The 16,226-nt window shown below is 39.6% G+C and carries 14 protein-coding genes and 2 pseudogenes; 8 read left to right on the top strand and 8 right to left on the bottom strand.

Going from position 1 to position 16,226, the window contains the following annotated elements; genetic code table 11:
• Window positions 1–114: pseudogene (locus HT691_RS04560) on the top strand (IS630 family transposase); the annotation flags it as partial.
• A 195-nt stretch (window positions 115–309) separates the two neighbouring features.
• Here HT691_RS04560 and HT691_RS04555 read toward each other — a convergent pair.
• The 3 genes from HT691_RS04555 to glpK form a co-directional block, all read right to left on the bottom strand.
• On the bottom strand, window positions 310–1,014 hold the full coding sequence (locus tag HT691_RS04555; protein ID WP_000980824.1) for an MIP/aquaporin family protein: 705 nt from the start codon (window positions 1,012–1,014) through the stop codon (window positions 310–312).
• Between the two features lie 69 nt (window positions 1,015–1,083).
• Window positions 1,084–2,910 (bottom strand): type 1 glycerol-3-phosphate oxidase, encoded by a 1,827-nt coding sequence (glpO, locus tag HT691_RS04550; RefSeq protein WP_138706093.1) that lies wholly within the window; start codon window positions 2,908–2,910, stop codon window positions 1,084–1,086.
• A 41-nt stretch (window positions 2,911–2,951) separates the two neighbouring features.
• Window positions 2,952–4,460 carry a glycerol kinase GlpK gene (gene glpK, locus HT691_RS04545; protein ID WP_050282988.1) on the bottom strand — a complete coding sequence of 503 codons (1,509 nt, stop codon included), beginning with the start codon at window positions 4,458–4,460 and terminating at the stop codon, window positions 2,952–2,954.
• Window positions 4,461–4,777: 317 nt separating this feature from the next.
• Between glpK and HT691_RS04540 the strand changes: the two genes are divergently transcribed.
• Genes HT691_RS04540 through HT691_RS04530 form a run of 3 tightly spaced genes read left to right on the top strand, consistent with a single transcriptional unit; the run spans window position 4,778 to window position 7,907 of the window.
• The gene (locus HT691_RS04540; protein ID WP_023934038.1) at window positions 4,778–5,617 is read left to right on the top strand and encodes an EcoRI family type II restriction endonuclease; all 840 of its coding nucleotides are present in this window, start codon (window positions 4,778–4,780) and stop codon (window positions 5,615–5,617) included.
• A gap of 4 nt (window positions 5,618–5,621) precedes the next feature.
• Complete coding sequence (locus HT691_RS04535) at window positions 5,622–6,608, top strand: adenine-specific methyltransferase EcoRI family protein (RefSeq protein ID WP_023936772.1); 987 nt, start codon at window positions 5,622–5,624, stop codon at window positions 6,606–6,608.
• 9 nt (window positions 6,609–6,617) lie between these two features.
• Window positions 6,618–7,907, top strand: coding sequence for a DUF6161 domain-containing protein (locus HT691_RS04530; protein WP_023934039.1), 1,290 nt, complete (start codon window positions 6,618–6,620; stop codon window positions 7,905–7,907).
• Window positions 7,908–8,040: 133 nt separating this feature from the next.
• Here the strand turns inward: HT691_RS04530 and HT691_RS04525 are convergent, their stop codons facing one another.
• Complete coding sequence (locus HT691_RS04525; RefSeq protein WP_138706092.1) at window positions 8,041–9,468, bottom strand: helix-turn-helix domain-containing protein; 1,428 nt, start codon at window positions 9,466–9,468, stop codon at window positions 8,041–8,043.
• A gap of 164 nt (window positions 9,469–9,632) precedes the next feature.
• Here HT691_RS04525 and hslO point away from each other — a divergent pair, with 164 nt between their 5' ends.
• Both hslO and dusB read left to right on the top strand, forming a co-directional pair.
• On the top strand, window positions 9,633–10,505 hold the full coding sequence (hslO, locus tag HT691_RS04520; RefSeq protein ID WP_023934040.1) for an Hsp33 family molecular chaperone HslO: 873 nt from the start codon (window positions 9,633–9,635) through the stop codon (window positions 10,503–10,505).
• Window positions 10,492–11,472: a tRNA dihydrouridine synthase DusB gene (gene dusB / locus HT691_RS04515; RefSeq protein WP_023934041.1), complete on the top strand. Its 981-nt coding sequence runs from the start codon at window positions 10,492–10,494 to the stop codon at window positions 11,470–11,472. The genes hslO and dusB overlap by 14 nt, the downstream gene beginning before the upstream one ends.
• 70 nt (window positions 11,473–11,542) lie before the next feature.
• On the opposite strand, the gene HT691_RS04510 is transcribed toward dusB, so the two are convergent.
• Window positions 11,543–12,241 (bottom strand): hypothetical protein, encoded by a 699-nt coding sequence (locus HT691_RS04510; protein ID WP_023934042.1) that lies wholly within the window; start codon window positions 12,239–12,241, stop codon window positions 11,543–11,545.
• Window positions 12,242–12,528: 287 nt separating this feature from the next.
• Between HT691_RS04510 and HT691_RS11270 the strand changes: the two are divergent.
• Window positions 12,529–12,758 (top strand): annotated as a pseudogene (locus HT691_RS11270) (hypothetical protein).
• Between the two features lie 73 nt (window positions 12,759–12,831).
• Here HT691_RS11270 and HT691_RS04505 read toward each other — a convergent pair.
• Genes HT691_RS04505 through HT691_RS04495 form a run of 3 tightly spaced genes read right to left on the bottom strand, consistent with a single transcriptional unit; the run spans window position 12,832 to window position 15,451 of the window.
• Window positions 12,832–13,602, bottom strand: coding sequence for an NUDIX hydrolase (locus HT691_RS04505; RefSeq protein WP_138701995.1), 771 nt, complete (start codon window positions 13,600–13,602; stop codon window positions 12,832–12,834).
• A gap of 1 nt (window position 13,603) precedes the next feature.
• Window positions 13,604–14,383, bottom strand: a complete 780-nt coding sequence (pnuC, locus tag HT691_RS04500) for a nicotinamide riboside transporter PnuC (protein WP_023934043.1) — start codon at window positions 14,381–14,383, stop codon at window positions 13,604–13,606.
• A gap of 9 nt (window positions 14,384–14,392) precedes the next feature.
• Window positions 14,393–15,451, bottom strand: coding sequence for an AAA family ATPase (locus HT691_RS04495; RefSeq protein ID WP_138702870.1), 1,059 nt, complete (start codon window positions 15,449–15,451; stop codon window positions 14,393–14,395).
• A 381-nt stretch (window positions 15,452–15,832) separates the two neighbouring features.
• On the opposite strand from HT691_RS04495, the gene HT691_RS04490 reads away from it, so the two are divergent.
• A partial coding sequence (locus tag HT691_RS04490) for a helix-turn-helix domain-containing protein (protein WP_172925270.1) occupies window positions 15,833–16,226 on the top strand: 394 nt, incomplete at its 3' end.

Below are 16,226 nucleotides of genomic sequence, written 5' to 3'. Positions count from 1 at the left end.
CGAGGTTTTAAAAACAAGGCTTTCCAAACATTGGAAGCCGTCATTGATAAGCTTCAAGAAGTTATTCAAGGACTGGAAAAAAGCGTTTTAAAGTCCACTGTCAGCAGACAATGAATAAGGTTGCTTTTTGAAAATGATTGAGTATTAAAAGAAAAAAGCCTGAGATTTCCATCTCAGGCTCTATCAAAATAATTGTTTTCTAATACTCAATGAAAATCAAAGAGCAAACTAGGAAGCTAGCCGCAAGCTGTACTTGAGTACGGTAAGGCGACGCTGACGTGGTTTGAAGAGATTTTCGAAGAGTATAAACTAGAAAAGTGAGAATACAAGCACTGCCAAGGCTGCACCGATAACAGGTCCCACAACAGGAATCCAAGCGTAAGACCAATCTCCGTCTCCCTTGTTTGAAATTGGAAGGATACTGTGCATGATACGAGGTCCAAGGTCACGTGCAGGGTTCAAGGCATAACCTGTTGTACCACCTAGTGATAGACCGATACCGACAATCAACGTTCCCACTGCAAAGGTTCCGATTCCTGCTTGAAGGTCATAAAGTCCCAAAGCAAAGATTGTCAATACCAATACAAAAGTTCCTAGGATTTCACTAATCAAGTTTGATACAGTATCCTTGATGGCTGGTCCAGTACTGAAGGTTGCCAGGATATTGCCTGCATTTTCTTCTGCCTCATAATGCGGCTTGAATTGCAACCAAACCAAAATCTGACCCAGCATGGCCCCTGCGAACTGAGCTAGGATATAAGGGAATACTGATGCCCAAGGCAAACCACCTTTCAAGGCCACACCAATGGTCACAGCTGGGTTTAAATGAGCTGGACTGAGCTTGCCAGATACAAAGACTGCAACCGCAACTGCAATCCCCCAACCCATAGTAATCACAATCCAACCTGAGCTGTTGCTCTTGGTTTTAGGAAGAACCACACCTGCAACAACACCATTTCCTAGAAGAATCAGGATTAAAGTCCCTAAAAATTCTCCAAATAATTCATTCATCATCTTTCTGTCTCCATTAAAAAGAAGGAGGGGTAGACTAGGAGCCCTGCCCTCCGCCTCTTTTATTTTTTCTTAATTTTTTAATTCTGCTAAATCGTTGTTAGCAAGAGCTACTTCGACATCAACACGGTAAGCTGCTTTTTCTTCTTCTGTCCAGTCATAGAATCGTCCCATTTCATCCAAAACTGGCTCAACGATACTATCCAAGCTATCACGCATAAAGAGCATATGGTTAGTACGACGAAGAAGGAAGTCAACTGGACTCAGAACCAACTCATTGCGCATTGCATAGTGAAGGGACAAGGTGTCTGCCAGGCTAAGACCTGGCGCTTGTTCCAAACTATGAGCAAGTGCAAAGACTTTCGGTGCATTTGAACCGTAAAGATTTGCTAGGTAATGAGCTTCCTTGCTATCCAAACCACGTGACACTCCAAGTTGGGCAAAGGCTTCGATTTCTGAGTCTACATTTGCTGGGTTCAATTCTCCACCTGAAACAGGGTAAGTCTTAGAGTTGATGAGTTTAAAGCTACGGTCAAATTCTGCTTTGAGGATGTCAACCACGCGCTCCATAGCTCCTTCAGCCATCTTACGGTAGTCTGTGATTTTACCACCAGCAAGGGTCAAAAGGCCATTGTCATCACGATCCAAGCTAGACCCACGAGAAACTGCAGATGGATCCAAATGTTTCTCAGATGTGCTACTTTCAAGCTTGCTGACAGCAGACTCAACATCTTCACGTGTTTTTTCTTTGGAGAGATAAGATTCAACAGTCGCAATCAAGTTGTCAAAGCTTTCATCACTGATGGTACCGTTATTTCCACCATTATAGTCAGAGGCACTGTTCCCTGCAATCAATGGACGAAGACCTGCCCAGCTACTTTCAATGTCAGCAACTGTAATATTCGCTTCTGGGAAGCGGTTGTTGACAATACCAAGTAGGTAATCTACATCTTCTTGAGTTACTTTTGGATGCTCCAAATCACCTGTATAGTCTGTATCAGTTGTACCAAAGTAGGTCTTGTTTTCACGTGGGAGAACAAAGACCATACGACCGTCACCCAAACCTGTGTCAAAGTAAACTGGCTGTGAAACCTTGATTTTGCCTGAATCCACTACCAAGTGAACTCCCTTAGTTGGGCGCATTTGTGAGAATTGCGTTCCCTTATTAGACAAATTACGTACTTTATCACTCCAAGGACCTGTTGTATTAATAACCAGACGGGCCTTGATTTCAAATACTTGGTCTGTCAAGAGATCACGAGCTACAACACCTGTAATCTTGCCACTTTCGTCAAAGAGGAAGCCTTCTGCCTTCACGTGGTTGGCAATGAGGGCACCGTCTTGGTTGGCACGTTTGATGTTTTCAATCACGAGACGCGCATCGTTGTTACGGAAGTCAAGATACACTCCACCTCCTACCAAGCCTTCTTTCTTCAAGTTTGGCTGGCGTTCCAAGACTTGATTCTTACTCAAAACCTTGTTAGCAGCTGGTGTATTGTTGACACCTGCCAAGAGGTCGTACAAGTCCATGGCTACTTTAAGACGGAAGAGGCTAAAGGTCGCTCCATCTTCATCGTAAACTGGTAAGAGCATTGGGTCTGGTTTTGGAATGTGTGGAGCAATTTGTTGTACTACTGCACGTTCTGAAACCGTATCTGATACTACTTCTACGTCGAATTGTTTGAGGTAGCGAAGACCGCCGTGAACCAATTTTGTTGAACGGCTGGATGTTCCTTCTGCGAAGTCCTGCATTTCAATCAAACCGGTCTCAAGACCGCTAGCTGCCGCCTGCAAGGCTACACCAGCCCCTGTGATTCCTCCACCGATAATCAAGAGATCCAGGGTGCGTTCCTGCATTTTTTTAATTGACCATTCACGTGTTTTCTTTGAAAATTCCATATTTACACACCTTCTAAATAAATCGCTTTATTCTGCCAGTATTAGTCGTCTACTTCCGCAAAGACTTGCGTTGCTTTCACAGCCTTCTTCCAGCCCTTGTAGAGTTGTTCCTTGCGCGATTCGTTCATCGATGGTTCAAAGAGTTCTCCTGTCTCGTTCAAAAGTTTCAACTCATCCAAGTTTTTCCAGTAACCTACTGACAAACCTGCTAGGAAGGCTGCTCCTAGAGCTGTTGTTTCCAAGTTTTTAGCGCGTGCAATGTCAATGCCTAAAATATCAGCTTGGAACTGCATGAGGAAGTTATTCATGGCTGCACCTCCATCCACTTTCAATACTTGAATAGCTGTTTGAGCATCCACCTGCATTGTGTCAATAATATCACGTACTTGATAAGCAATTGATTGAAGAGTTGCCTTGATAAAGTCTTCTTTGCTTGTTCCACGAGTCAAACCAAAGACAGAACCGCGAGCATTTTGGTTCCAGTATGGTGCTCCTAGTCCTGTAAAGGCTGGAACGACATAAACTTCATCATCATTGTGAGAATCACGAGCATATTTTTCAGATTCTGGTGAATTTTCAACCATGCGAAGACCATCACGAAGCCACTGAATAGCACTTCCTGCGATGAAGATAGAACCTTCCAAGGCATAATAAACCTTACCGTTGATTCCGTAACCAATGGTTGTCAAGAGGTTGTTTTCAGACAACTGCATTTCTTCACCAGTATTCATGATGATGAAAGATCCTGTTCCATAAGTATTCTTGACCATACCAGGTTCAAAGGCCAACTGTCCAAAGAGGGCTGCTTGTTGGTCCCCAGCCATACCAGAGATTGGCACCTCTCCACCATAGAAATGGAATGGCGCTGTCTTACCGTAGATTTCAGAGTTAGAACGAACTTCTGGCAGCATAGCCTTCGGAATGTTGAGAATTTCCAAAATCTCATCATCCCATTTGAGTTCTTTAATGTTATAAAGCATGGTACGAGCTGCATTTGAGTAATCCGTCACGTGAGCCGCACCGTCAGTCAATTTCCAAACCAACCAAGTATCGATAGTACCAAAGAGCAATTCCCCTTTTTCTGCTCGCTCTTGAGCGCCCTCTACATGATCCAAAATCCAACGAACCTTGGTAGCAGAGAAGTAAGCATCAATAATCAAACCAGTCTTTTCATGGAATTTTTCCACATAACCTTGGCTTTTCAGCTGTTCAGCCAGAGGAGCTGTCTGACGTGATTGCCAAACGATAGCATTGTAGATAGGAAGTCCTGTTTTCTTATCCCAAACGACCGTTGTTTCACGTTGGTTGGTAATCCCGATTGCTTCGATTTGATTTGGCTTGACACCGCTTTCGATGAAAGCACCCGCAATAACTGACTGGACTGAGTTCCAAATTTCATTGGCATTGTGCTCAACCCAACCTGCCTGAGGGAAAATCTGCGTAAATTCCTTTTGACTCGAGCTAACCTTTTCCCCTTTTTTGTTGAAAATGATGGCACGAGAACTTGTAGTTCCCTGGTCAATGGCCATGATGTATTTTTCTTGTGACATGTGCTGTCCTCCTGATAAAGATCTTGAGGTGTTTCCTCTTTACACTTACTAGTATACAAAATAAAGCGCTTTCTTGTTTATCAACTTTTTTTAATTTTTAAAAAAACGTGAGGAGATTGTGTGAATTTCACAAAAAAGGCCTCAAAAGTTAGATTTAATAACCTATTTTAATGAAGAAGTAGCTAATAAGAGTATTTTTGCTAAGATTTACGATATGAAAAGTTTACATAATGCAATTATTTAATACCCATTCATAGTGTGATATAATATTGTTAATAACTAAAAACACCTCAAAATATAAAAAAGGGGAGAATTTTATGGCTAAAAAGAATCAATCTAATCGTCTAACTAACCAACATAAAGATTCAAGAGGAGTAGTAGGTATATTCGGAGAAGATGCAAAATCTCATGATATTGCCGTAGGCACTATCTCTCATCTAGTAAAATCGAAACTAGAGGAATTATATCCGATGTTAGAGTTTAGATTTAGAAAATCAGTTAGTAAAAAGGAGATTAATCATTATCTTAGTAAGCTGGATAAAGATTTAGGAAAAACTTTATTTACACAGAATGCAAGTATTATTCCTGACGGCGGTATCATTGAGGTAAAAGATGATTCAGGCAGTTGGCGTGTAGTTCTAGTAACAGAAGCTAAACATCAAGGAAAAGATATTGAAAATATTAAATCAGGTAAACTAGTAGGAAAAAACAACGACCAAGATTTAATGGCTGCCGGAAATGCTATTGAACGCTCACATAAAAATATTGCTGAAATAGCAAATTTTATGCTATCCGAGGAACACTTCCCTTATATTATTTTTCTAGAAGGTTCTAATTTTTTAACGCAAACTATCTCTGTAATACGGCCAGACGGACGGTCTGTTATACTTGAACATGACTCAGGAATACTAAACCGCTTAGACAGACTAACTGCTGCCAATTACGGCATGCCAATCAATACTAATTTGTGCAAAAATAAATTTATAAAAAATAAAGACAAATCAATAATGCTTCAAGCAACCTCTATCTATACAACTGGTGATGGAAGTCACTGGAATCCTCAGGAAATGTTTAATATAATGTTAGATGTTGCTAAGACGTCTCTTAAAGTTTTGGGAAGCGATATTTTTAACCAATTAACAAGGAGTATGGAATAAGATAATGAGAAAAAACGAAAATGATTTTTTAAGAAAGGCAAAAAAAAATAAAAATGATGAGTTCTATACTCAACTACAAGATATAGATAGGGAGTTACATCATTACAAGGTACATTTCAAAAACAAAATTATATTTTGCAATTGTGATGACCCCAGAACTAGCAATTTTTATAGATATTTTGCTCAAAATTTTAATGAACTTGGTTTGAAAAAGCTGATTGCATCCTGTTATATCGAACAACAATTTGATTTATTTAGCTTAAATTCAGAAATTTCAAATGGCTTTTACTATGAATACACTGGGAAAAAAGAAGAGGTCATTATTCCCAGTCTAAATGACGTGACATTTTTTAAAGGTGACGGTGATTTCCGCAGTGAGGAAAGTATGAAACTATTAAAAGAAGCAGATATAGTGGTAACAAATCCACCATTTTCACTTTTCAGAGACTTCCTTGCACAAGTTGTTCAATATGATAAACAATTTTTAATCATTGGCAATATTAATGCTATTACTTACAAAGAAACTTTTAAACTCATAGAAAACAATAAAGTTTGGATGGGGATAAATATGGGACGTGGTATTTCTGGATTTATCGTTCCAGACCACTATGAACTCTATGGGACAGAAACCACTATAAATGAACGTGGTGAAAGAATTGTTTCCCCTAATAACTGTTTATGGCTAACAAATTTAGATAATTTCAAAAGGCACGAGGACATTATTCTTACCAAAAAGTATAAAAATAATGAAGACCAATATTTAACCTACGATAATTACAACGGTATCAATATCAATAAAACAGTAGATATTCCTTATGATTATCGAGGAGTTATGGGAGTTCCAATAACTTTTCTTCATAAGTTTAATCCAAATCAATTTGAAATTGTTGGATTCCGAAAAGGAGATGACGGAAAAGATTTATCAATAAATGGTAAGAGCACTTATTTTAGGATATTAATTAAAAATAAGAAGTTTCAAACGACTAAATAGGCTGGTAGTATGATGAGTTTTACGAGCAAACAAATATCTAATTTTTTGGATGATAAAATTTTATTTCGATTTACAATTAACAGTAACAATACTATAAACTTCAACGAACGTGAAGCGATGTTTACTTTTGATCAAATTGAAAAAGTAATAAAAACTAATTTTGACTATTGGAAGATTGTTTCAGAAAAAGCACCATCTAATTATTATTCAAATTGGCAAATCATGAATAATAAGATAAATGGCATAAGGAAATTTCTTTCTGAGATTGACGACTTAAATACGGATACTATAAATAACTATCTTTATTATAACTTGTCAAGTAGTCGTGAAACTACTGAGCAAGGGAAGCTTGTTTACATACTATCAATTGATTCACCTATTGATAAAGATTTAGAAATTCGAAAAATAAAGAGTTTTGTTTCATTCTATATAGAGCAAACAACAGACAATCTTACAGAAGCGATAAGAAGTTACATCTATCTCTCTAAGAATATAAGTTCTATAGGCAATTATTTTTCAAGCTCTTATCCATACCAATTCTATCCGGCTCTGTATTTACTTAGAAAACAGTTCTCTAATATTAGGGAAAATATATTCGACTTTGAAAAAAATATTATATATCCATTAACCAGTAAGTTACAAGAAATTTCTGATAATTCTAATGAACAATATAAAGAAATTACCTCTTTTATCGAAAACAGATACAATGATATTCAACAACAATTTGATGATAAGGCCATAGAATTAAAAGAGTTTCAAAGCTCAATAAATCGTTGGCAAAAGGAAAAGAAAGATAAACTTGAACATTTAGAGGAGACTTATAAGAATAAACTATCATTGGAGGCACCCGAACAACTCTGGAATAAACGTGCTACAGAATATATAAAGCAGGCTAGAAATTGGACTATCATCCTTATTGTAACTGTACTAGCTTTAATTTTTACTTCGACAAAATTAATTACAGTTATACATAATTATTCTTTAGATATCATCAAAGAAATTCCTTTTCTTTCAGAATCATTCGTATTTATTTCTGTTATTTCTTTCTTTATCTATATAATTAGAATACTGGTAAAAATCGTAATGTCAAATCATCATTTAGCCACCGAATACAAACAGAAAGCAGCTTTAACTAGATTTTATCAATCTTTGACTTATGCTGGTACAAATATTGATAAAGAGGAAAGACTAATCATTATTAATTCATTATTTAGTAGAATTGATACAGGTCTTATTAAAGTAGATAACACAAATGATAACGAGGTAATTCTAGCAATTTTGTCTAAGAATATAAAATAAAAGGCTGAGCAAAAAGAATTTAAAGTCAAACAAACGCATATTGTCAAGTGTTGAAAAGACTCGATAATATGCGTTTTATTGCAGAAAATTTTACTTCTTTTTCTCCTAAAATTGAGTTTTTTTGCCATCTTCTTTAACTAAACAATAACTGGCGAATCGCTACCAAATCTTCCATATCCAAGTCGTTTTTTAAATAATAGACTGGCGTCTGTTCCTTCTTATGAATCGGGTTATTGGTAACCAGCAAATCATAATGCCGAGTACAATCATAGGCTTCAATGGTAATAAAACGATTGTATTCCAAATACCGTTTCAAAATGGCTGCCATCCTTGAAAAGACAAGAAAACCAGATGTCAAATCCAGACCAATCCGCATATGCTGGCCACCGTTTTCAGCCATATATTCGATTAACTGCAGCCATTCCCAGAGAATCTTCTTATCTAAATCTGTCCCCTGATGAAAGGCAGGTAGAGCATGAAAAATCTCCTCTGCTGTCTCTTTAAAATCATGTTCCATCAGTAAATAGGGATGACGATTCTCTAACTGGTACTTGTAGCGATCCTGTAAAATATAGCCCTTATAGAGGTAGACTTGAGCACAAAGCTGACTGAGTTCATAGGTGACATGGTCCTCTGTATAATCCCCCAGTAACTCCTCTTTCTTCATTTCTTGAATCAATTGCGTCAGTAAACCTGCCAACTGTCCTCCAAAACCAAGGATATACTCCATAGTATGAAGAGGAAGAATGCGATGAGATAGGAGGAAAGAGAAGAATATCATCATCTCCCCATCCTCAGTTCCGAGAGGGAGGTGTTGCCCAGCAAAAAAGGACGGAGCCTTTCGATGCAAACGAAGGTAGAAAATATTGTCAAAATACCCTCGCATTTTTTCTTCTATGACTTGAAACTGACAAGCATTGACCCGAAGACGTTGTTGACTGATATGAGCCCAGAGAACCAAGTCCAATTTCTGACCCGAAGACAAACTTGCACCGCAGATTTCTTCTAGTGTAGCAATTTCCTGCTTTCTCGCTGGTTTCTGCATGTGACCTTCCCACTCCTGACTAGACCAGACCTTGCGGAAAAGACAGAAATAGAAATAGCGAATCTGATGCTCTGGACCTCGCCAACGTCCATTTTGGATGGATAAATCAAATTCTGACAAAATCTGATTTAAACCAGCCAAGTGACGCCCAAGCGTAGCCTCGCTAATCATCAATTCTTGAGCCAGCTGATGGGCTAAAAATTGTTGGTGGTAGAGAAGATAGACCACAATCTGGTATTTAACAGCATTCTCCAAAAACAAGCTCCGAATATCTCTCCCCTTGGTAGCTGCACCGATCGACAGGCGCAGATTTTCATTTTCTAAGTGAATAGTCAACTCTAAACCACTATCCAAAGCCTTGTCATTGAGCAGGGTGACATATTTGGTTAGAGTTGCTTTTGAAAATCCTGTTTCTTCCATTACAGCCTTGACGGTCGTCTGAGACTCTTGTAATAGAAAGGAAAGGATTGAAAATTGACCACACTCGGCTTTCTCCATCAAATCTCCTAAATACATTTGTTACCCCTTTCATTTTCTACCTTAAGCATAGCATAAATCTTACAAATGCTGAAATAATCTGTTTCTCTTTTTATTTTCACGCTGATTTCCTAGTCCATTATCCTGAAAATCAGTAAACACACGGCTCCCTCTTTGGGCATTTTTATGCTAAAATAGTAGCTATGGATAAAATTATTAAAACTATATCAGAAAGCGGAGCCTTTCGTGCTTTTGTCCTTGATAGCACAGAAACCGTCCGTACTGCTCAAGAAAAACACAAAACCCAAGCTAGCTCAACTGTAGCGCTTGGTCGAACTCTTATCGCCAGCCAGATTCTCGCAGCCAATGAAAAAGGAAATACTAAACTAACAGTTAAGGTGCTGGGTTCTAGCTCTCTAGGGGCCATTATCACGGTCGCAGATACCAAGGGGAACGTCAAAGGCTATGTTCAAAATCCTGGCGTTGACATCAAAAAGACCGCAACTGGTGAAGTTCTAGTCGGACCTTTCGTTGGAAATGGTCAATTTCTCGTTATCACAGACTACGGCATTGGAAATCCTTATACTTCCTTGACCCCACTCATCTCTGGAGAGATTGGGGAAGACCTTGCTTTCTACCTAACAGAAAGCCAACAAACCCCTTCTGCAGTCGGCCTCAATGTCCTTTTGGACGAAGAAGACAAGGTTAAGGTTGCTGGTGGTTTCCTAGTTCAAGTCTTGCCGGGAGCCAAGGAAGAAGAGATTGCTCGCTTTGAAAAACGCATCCAAGAAATGCCAGCTATCTCTACTCTTCTCGAAAGCGACGACCATATCGAAGCCCTCCTCAAGGCTATCTACGGAGACGAAGCCTACAAGCGTCTTTCTGAAGAAGAAATCCGTTTCCAATGTGACTGTAGCCATGAACGCTTTATGAACGCTCTTGCCAGCCTTCCAAGCTCAGACTTACAGGAAATGAAAGAGGAAGACCACGGGGCAGAAATCACTTGTCAATTCTGCCAAACTACTTACAACTTTGATGAAAAGGACCTGGAGGAACTCATTCGTGACAAATCTTAATACACCTTTTATGATTGGCAATGTTGAGATTCCCAATCGTACCGTTTTAGCACCTATGGCTGGTGTCACCAACTCAGCCTTTCGTACCATCGCAAAAGAGCTCGGAGCTGGACTCGTTGTCATGGAAATGGTCTCTGACAAGGGAATCCAATACAACAACGAAAAAACCCTGCACATGCTTCATATCGACGAAGGCGAAAACCCTGTCTCTATCCAACTATTTGGTAGTGATGAAGACAGCCTCGCACGCGCAGCAGAATTCATCCAAGAAAACACCAAAACCAATATCGTCGATATCAACATGGGCTGCCCTGTCAACAAAATCGTGAAGAACGAAGCTGGCGCTATGTGGCTCAAGGATCCAGATAAGATTTACTCTATCATCAACAAGGTCCAATCTATCCTTGATATTCCACTTACTGTCAAGATGCGTACCGGCTGGGCTGACCCGTCTCTTGCAGTAGAAAATGCCCTCGCTGCTGAAGCAGCAGGTGTTTCTGCCCTCGCCATGCATGGCCGTACCCGTGAGCAAATGTATACAGGTCACGCAGACCTTGAGACCCTGCACAAGGTTGCCCAAGCTCTGACCAAGATTCCATTCATCGCCAACGGTGACATCCGTACAGTTCAAGAAGCCAAACAACGCATTGAAGAAGTCGGTGCTGATGCAGTCATGATTGGCCGCGCTGCCATGGGAAATCCCTACCTCTTCAACCAAATCAACCATTACTTTGAAACAGGAGAAATCCTACCTGATTTGACCTTTGAAGATAAGATGAAAATCGCCTACGAACATTTGAAACGATTGATTAACCTCAAAGGAGAAAACGTCGCAGTTCGTGAATTCCGTGGCCTCGCTCCTCACTATCTCCGTGGAACATCTGGCGCTGCCAAACTCCGTGGAACCATTTCGCAAGCTAGCACCCTAGCAGAGATTGAAGCCCTCTTGCAATTGGATAAGGCTTAATAGACCAAAACCCGTAACTCTCTTAAAGGTTACGGGTTTTTGACTGTAAAAATTCAAATACTAAGGGTTATTATTGACTCAAAGCAACACTGGAAACCTTGCCATCCGCTCCTGTTGTAATTTGGATGATTTTTCCTCCACCAATTTTGGCATTATACTTGCCATCATCAAGAGTATAAGAGTAGCCTCTGATAGAGTAGTTTTCTTTCTTTCCATCAGCAGATTCTACTGTGAATTGACCTCCTGATGAAACTGTGATGGTTTCGCCATTTGCTCCCTTCCAATTGCCCGCTGCAGCTGAGAAATCACCATCTACCATGGTTAAAACACCCTTGTAGCGTTTATTTTGCTCTGCTTGTTTGTCTTGAAGTTTGCGGTCAGTTGTAGGATCATAGCTTGATTGGTTAGACTGGGATTGAGGAGCCTGTTGAGTTGAAGGAGCCTGAGCAGGAGTTTGTTGACTAGCTGCCTGTTGAGTAGACACTTCTTGACCTTGTCTTTGCTCTGGTGCAGGTGCCACTTGTGATGGCCTTGCAGTTGCTGAAGATTGATCAGTAGATGCCTTGGCCTTTTCAGATGAAGCTGAAGTTGAGGACTTCTGAGTCTTGCTTTCTTTGCTAGAAGAGGCTGCTTTAGAGCTTGATGACTGGCTTATCTTAGCAGAACTGCTTGCTTGAGTTGTTTCCTTTTTATTTCCACAAGCTCCCAGTAGCAAGGTAGAAGCCAATACAGTTGCTACCATCAATTTGATATAGGTTTTCTTTTTCATTTTTCTACTCCTTTGTAATATTTTAGAAATATAAAGAAATCTTTTTGTAATGGAATTGTAACATTTAGATTTAAATATGTCAATAATTTATTTAAACTATTTTAAAAATCTCACATAATTTAAACACCTTTACTCCTCCTACTCTTCTATTCGTAATCTAATAGAAAAAACAGAGAAAAATTCCTATTTTGTTTAAAATTTTTTAAATCGCTCTTATTTAATCGCTTACATATTTAGCTGCAAAGGAATATAATAACAGTGAAATAGAATATAGGAAGTGCACTCTTATACTAAATAAGTATTTCAAGTATCTTCCTTGGTTGATTTTGGGAGCAATTGGTTCCTATAAATCCGCAACTCACTATGGCAAAACTTCGTTTGATATCTTCTATCTGACCACAGTCTTTATGATTTTCTATATAGCTTTGTTATTCCTACACGAAAAATATCTCAAGTATCGATACAAAGACTTTTTACTCACATGTTGAGCAATTCTAAGAAAGATAACTATCCCTAAAAACAGTCGCAACAGCAAAGCAAACTAATAAAGGCAAACAAAGAGGTCAGGAACTTTATCCCGACCTCGTTTTTTATTTCAATCGATAGGTTTTTCTTGGTTTCTTTTTAGGCACTCGTTTGAGTCCAACTTCTTCTACATATTCTCCGTATTTTACGAGAAAGTTATTGCTGACGATTGGACGACCGGGGTTGATGAGATTGACCAGTTCAGTCCCTTCGTAGACAGTGAACTCCTCCTCCAGCAGATAAAGGAAGGTCGGATTCCAGTCGAGACGGCCTTGGATTCGTTTGATAGACTCTTGAATAATGGCATAATGGTCAAAAGCGAAGGCTTGTTCCTCCAACTCCACTCCCTCTAGGTAGCATTTGCCTGTCTGAAAATCGACATCTACAAAAAACACATCCTTGGCATCGTCTCCTGCTTGAACCAGTTCTAATGCACGACTAGGCAAATAAACCAAGTGGGCAATGGTCACTGTCCAGCCCCGTGGATCACGGCCGGGAGTCGATACGGTCATCAATTGCTCAATTTTTTCCAAAGGAAGATCGAGATTGACTTCTTCTCTCACCTCACGCTGACAGGCATGCGCAGCATCTTCGCCCTTGTTCATAAATCCTCCAACCAGAGCCAAACAATTTTGATATGGATGAGCCTTGCGACGAATTAATAAGAGCTTGATTTTTCCTTCGACAAAGCAGTAGGCTACCATATCCACCGTTACACTTGGTTTTTCGTATTGAGGGAGTTCCTGCTTGTGGTACCAGTCTAAAAATTCTTCCTGACTAGCATGAATTTCAAAATATTCTTTTTCCATCCCTGCTGGAATCATCGTGTCCGTCATTTTATGCCTCCTTACGAACTGCCTTGGTCCATTGGTACCAACCTACTAGACTATTGAGAGTGTAAACCCAGTACATCCCTTGGATGTGGATATTTTCACCCCACCAGAGATAAATACTAAAGAGATTGGTTGCAATCCAGAAAATCCATTGCTCACGATAGAGACGGGTCATCAAGAGCTGACCGACACCATTGGTCGCATCGGTAACACTATCACGGAAAGGGCGAGCACTATGGATGCTTTGATAAGCCAAGCCCATACCAATCCAAATGATAGCAGTCAAGACCAAGTACTTGAGCCAATCAAAAATAGATAATTTCTTAGCTTCAAAATGAGATTCTTCTGCTTTTCCTTGGTCATTAATACGGTTGGACAGCCAAGCATAGAGGCCAATCGGCTGCATGACAAAGAAGTAAACGGTCGTCAAGACTTCGCCATAAAAAGTCGCATCCATGGCCAAAATCAAATAGATAGCAGAGTTAATAGCCCCAAAGAGATAATTGCTTGCACGACCTTCTGCTACCAAGATAACACAGACAATCCCAGTCCAAGATGCAAACAAGCTTAACCAGTCATGACTATCTATATTTTGAGTGAATTCCAAGATAAAGGGAACACTTGACAAGGCGATGAGATACAACCACTGGAAGAGGCTACGACCGACAAAGAGATCTTTCCAGAGCAAGTGCATGATTCCTGCAAAACCGATTTTGCGAGCTTCTGCATGAACATTTTTAAAGTTTTCGATAAATTGTGTGATTTTTTCAGTTAGTTTTTTCATATGTTTCTCCTAATCTGCTTGGTAAATGGCATCAATAGCCACTTTTGCTGCTTCATAATTTCCTAGATAATCCTCAGCTAGATAAACTAGTGGAATGTTTGCTAAGTAGCGCTCCCTCATCTGATCCAAATGTTGTGAAAAACTATGACGAATATGGTCTTCTGCCATGGTCATATCTCTAAATCCGTCATTGACATAGGAACCGACAGGTTGCACAAAGAGAATCAAGTCCCATTTCTCCTTAGCCAAGATCGAGGCAAAGAGATTATCAAAAGTCTCTCCCGATAAGTCCCCTCTATCCTCAGTCTCCATGTAATAATCATAGTAGCCCTTGGTTACTAAGGAGTTGGTGTCTGCTATCACCAGTCCCCTATTGGCATTACTGTCAATTAACTTAGAGGTCTGGTCATACTGCCCCAACAGGAGATAATAGTAATCCTTTGGAGTCAATTCATCATCGCGGACATTGTTTTTGATCTGGTACTCACGTGTGTATTCCAGACTGACGGGTGCATCGTAATACCTAGCCAAATCCTTGGCCAGAGTGGTCTTCCCATTACTGGCACTTCCCATAATCAACACTTTCTTTGTAAACTGACGTCGGAAGGGTTGAGCGATATATTTCCAATATTTGCTTGGATTTTCTCGAATCATAGTCGCTGAGATACCAAATTTTCTTTCTTGCAAGACAGTCTCAAAACCACGATTTGATAATTCTTGCTGGTAATCTGCTTCTCCCACAAAGAAGATTAGTTCTTGCTGGGTTTCATCATAGGAAATCTCCGCTAACATTTGGTTCAACCACTCCTGCCAACCCATAGGATAACGGGGAAGATTGGTCTCATCTAACTTACAAACCGAGGTCAACTCGTCATCACCAAAGGCCTCTCGGATATAGCGAAACCTTTTTTGAAGCGTTAAGCCTACCTGTTCCCCTATATCTCCCTCGTAGCCTGAAACGACAAGCCAGACCTGGTCACACTGCCGCTTGGCTCGCTGGATTAGATCGATATGACCTTGATGAAGCGGAGCAAATGTCCCAAATATCACTGCTGTTTTCTTTTTCATAAACGCATTACCTTTTTATAGTTTTTGATATTTTCATTATCTATGTTTTTATTATAAACTATATTTTTGTTTTGTCAATAGTTTTTATCATTTTTATAAAAACATTGCGAAAAAGAGAACCAATGAAAGTTCTATAATGAAGTTAGCCACCCAGCCCTCCTAAAAATTAGATGTTTTAACTAGCTTATAGCTAGCCCTCGATTTCATTTGATAAGAGGCTTGATGCTGTTAGGCTGACAAGCCAAGGCTAAGATTAGCTTTGGTTTAGCTGACAAAACTGCTTCAAGGGTTCCTCTTGTCAAATGAAAGCTCTTCTAGGCATAAGAAAACACCTCTGTGTTATACTTGTTGTTCAACCACAAACACAAGAAAGGCACAGAGATGAAAAACCATTATACTACAAAAGCCAAACATTTGACAATCGATAGCCGTCGTTTAATCGAACGATGGAAAAAGGAAGGGAAATCAAATAGAGAAATCGCCTCTTTACTTGGAAAAGCTCCTCAAACTATCCATACTGAAATCAAGCGTGGGACAGTCCGACAATGTCTTGGAAAAGGACGCTTTAAAGAGGTTTATTCTGCCGACTATGCTCAACAGTCTTATGAAAATAATCGCAAGCGCTCGGTCAAGAAATCAAGATTGACCAAGGAACTAAAGGAAAAGATTCTCCACTATCATAACCAAAAATTTTCGCCTGAAATGATGGTCAAGGCTAAGGGCGTTAACGTGGGAATTTCTACCATCTACTACTGGATCCATCATGGAAAATTAG

Source organism: Streptococcus sp. 477, assembly GCF_013277295.1.
Taxonomy (GTDB): domain Bacteria; phylum Bacillota; class Bacilli; order Lactobacillales; family Streptococcaceae; genus Streptococcus; species Streptococcus pseudopneumoniae.
This window is presented reverse-complemented; position numbering and strand designations above follow the sequence as displayed.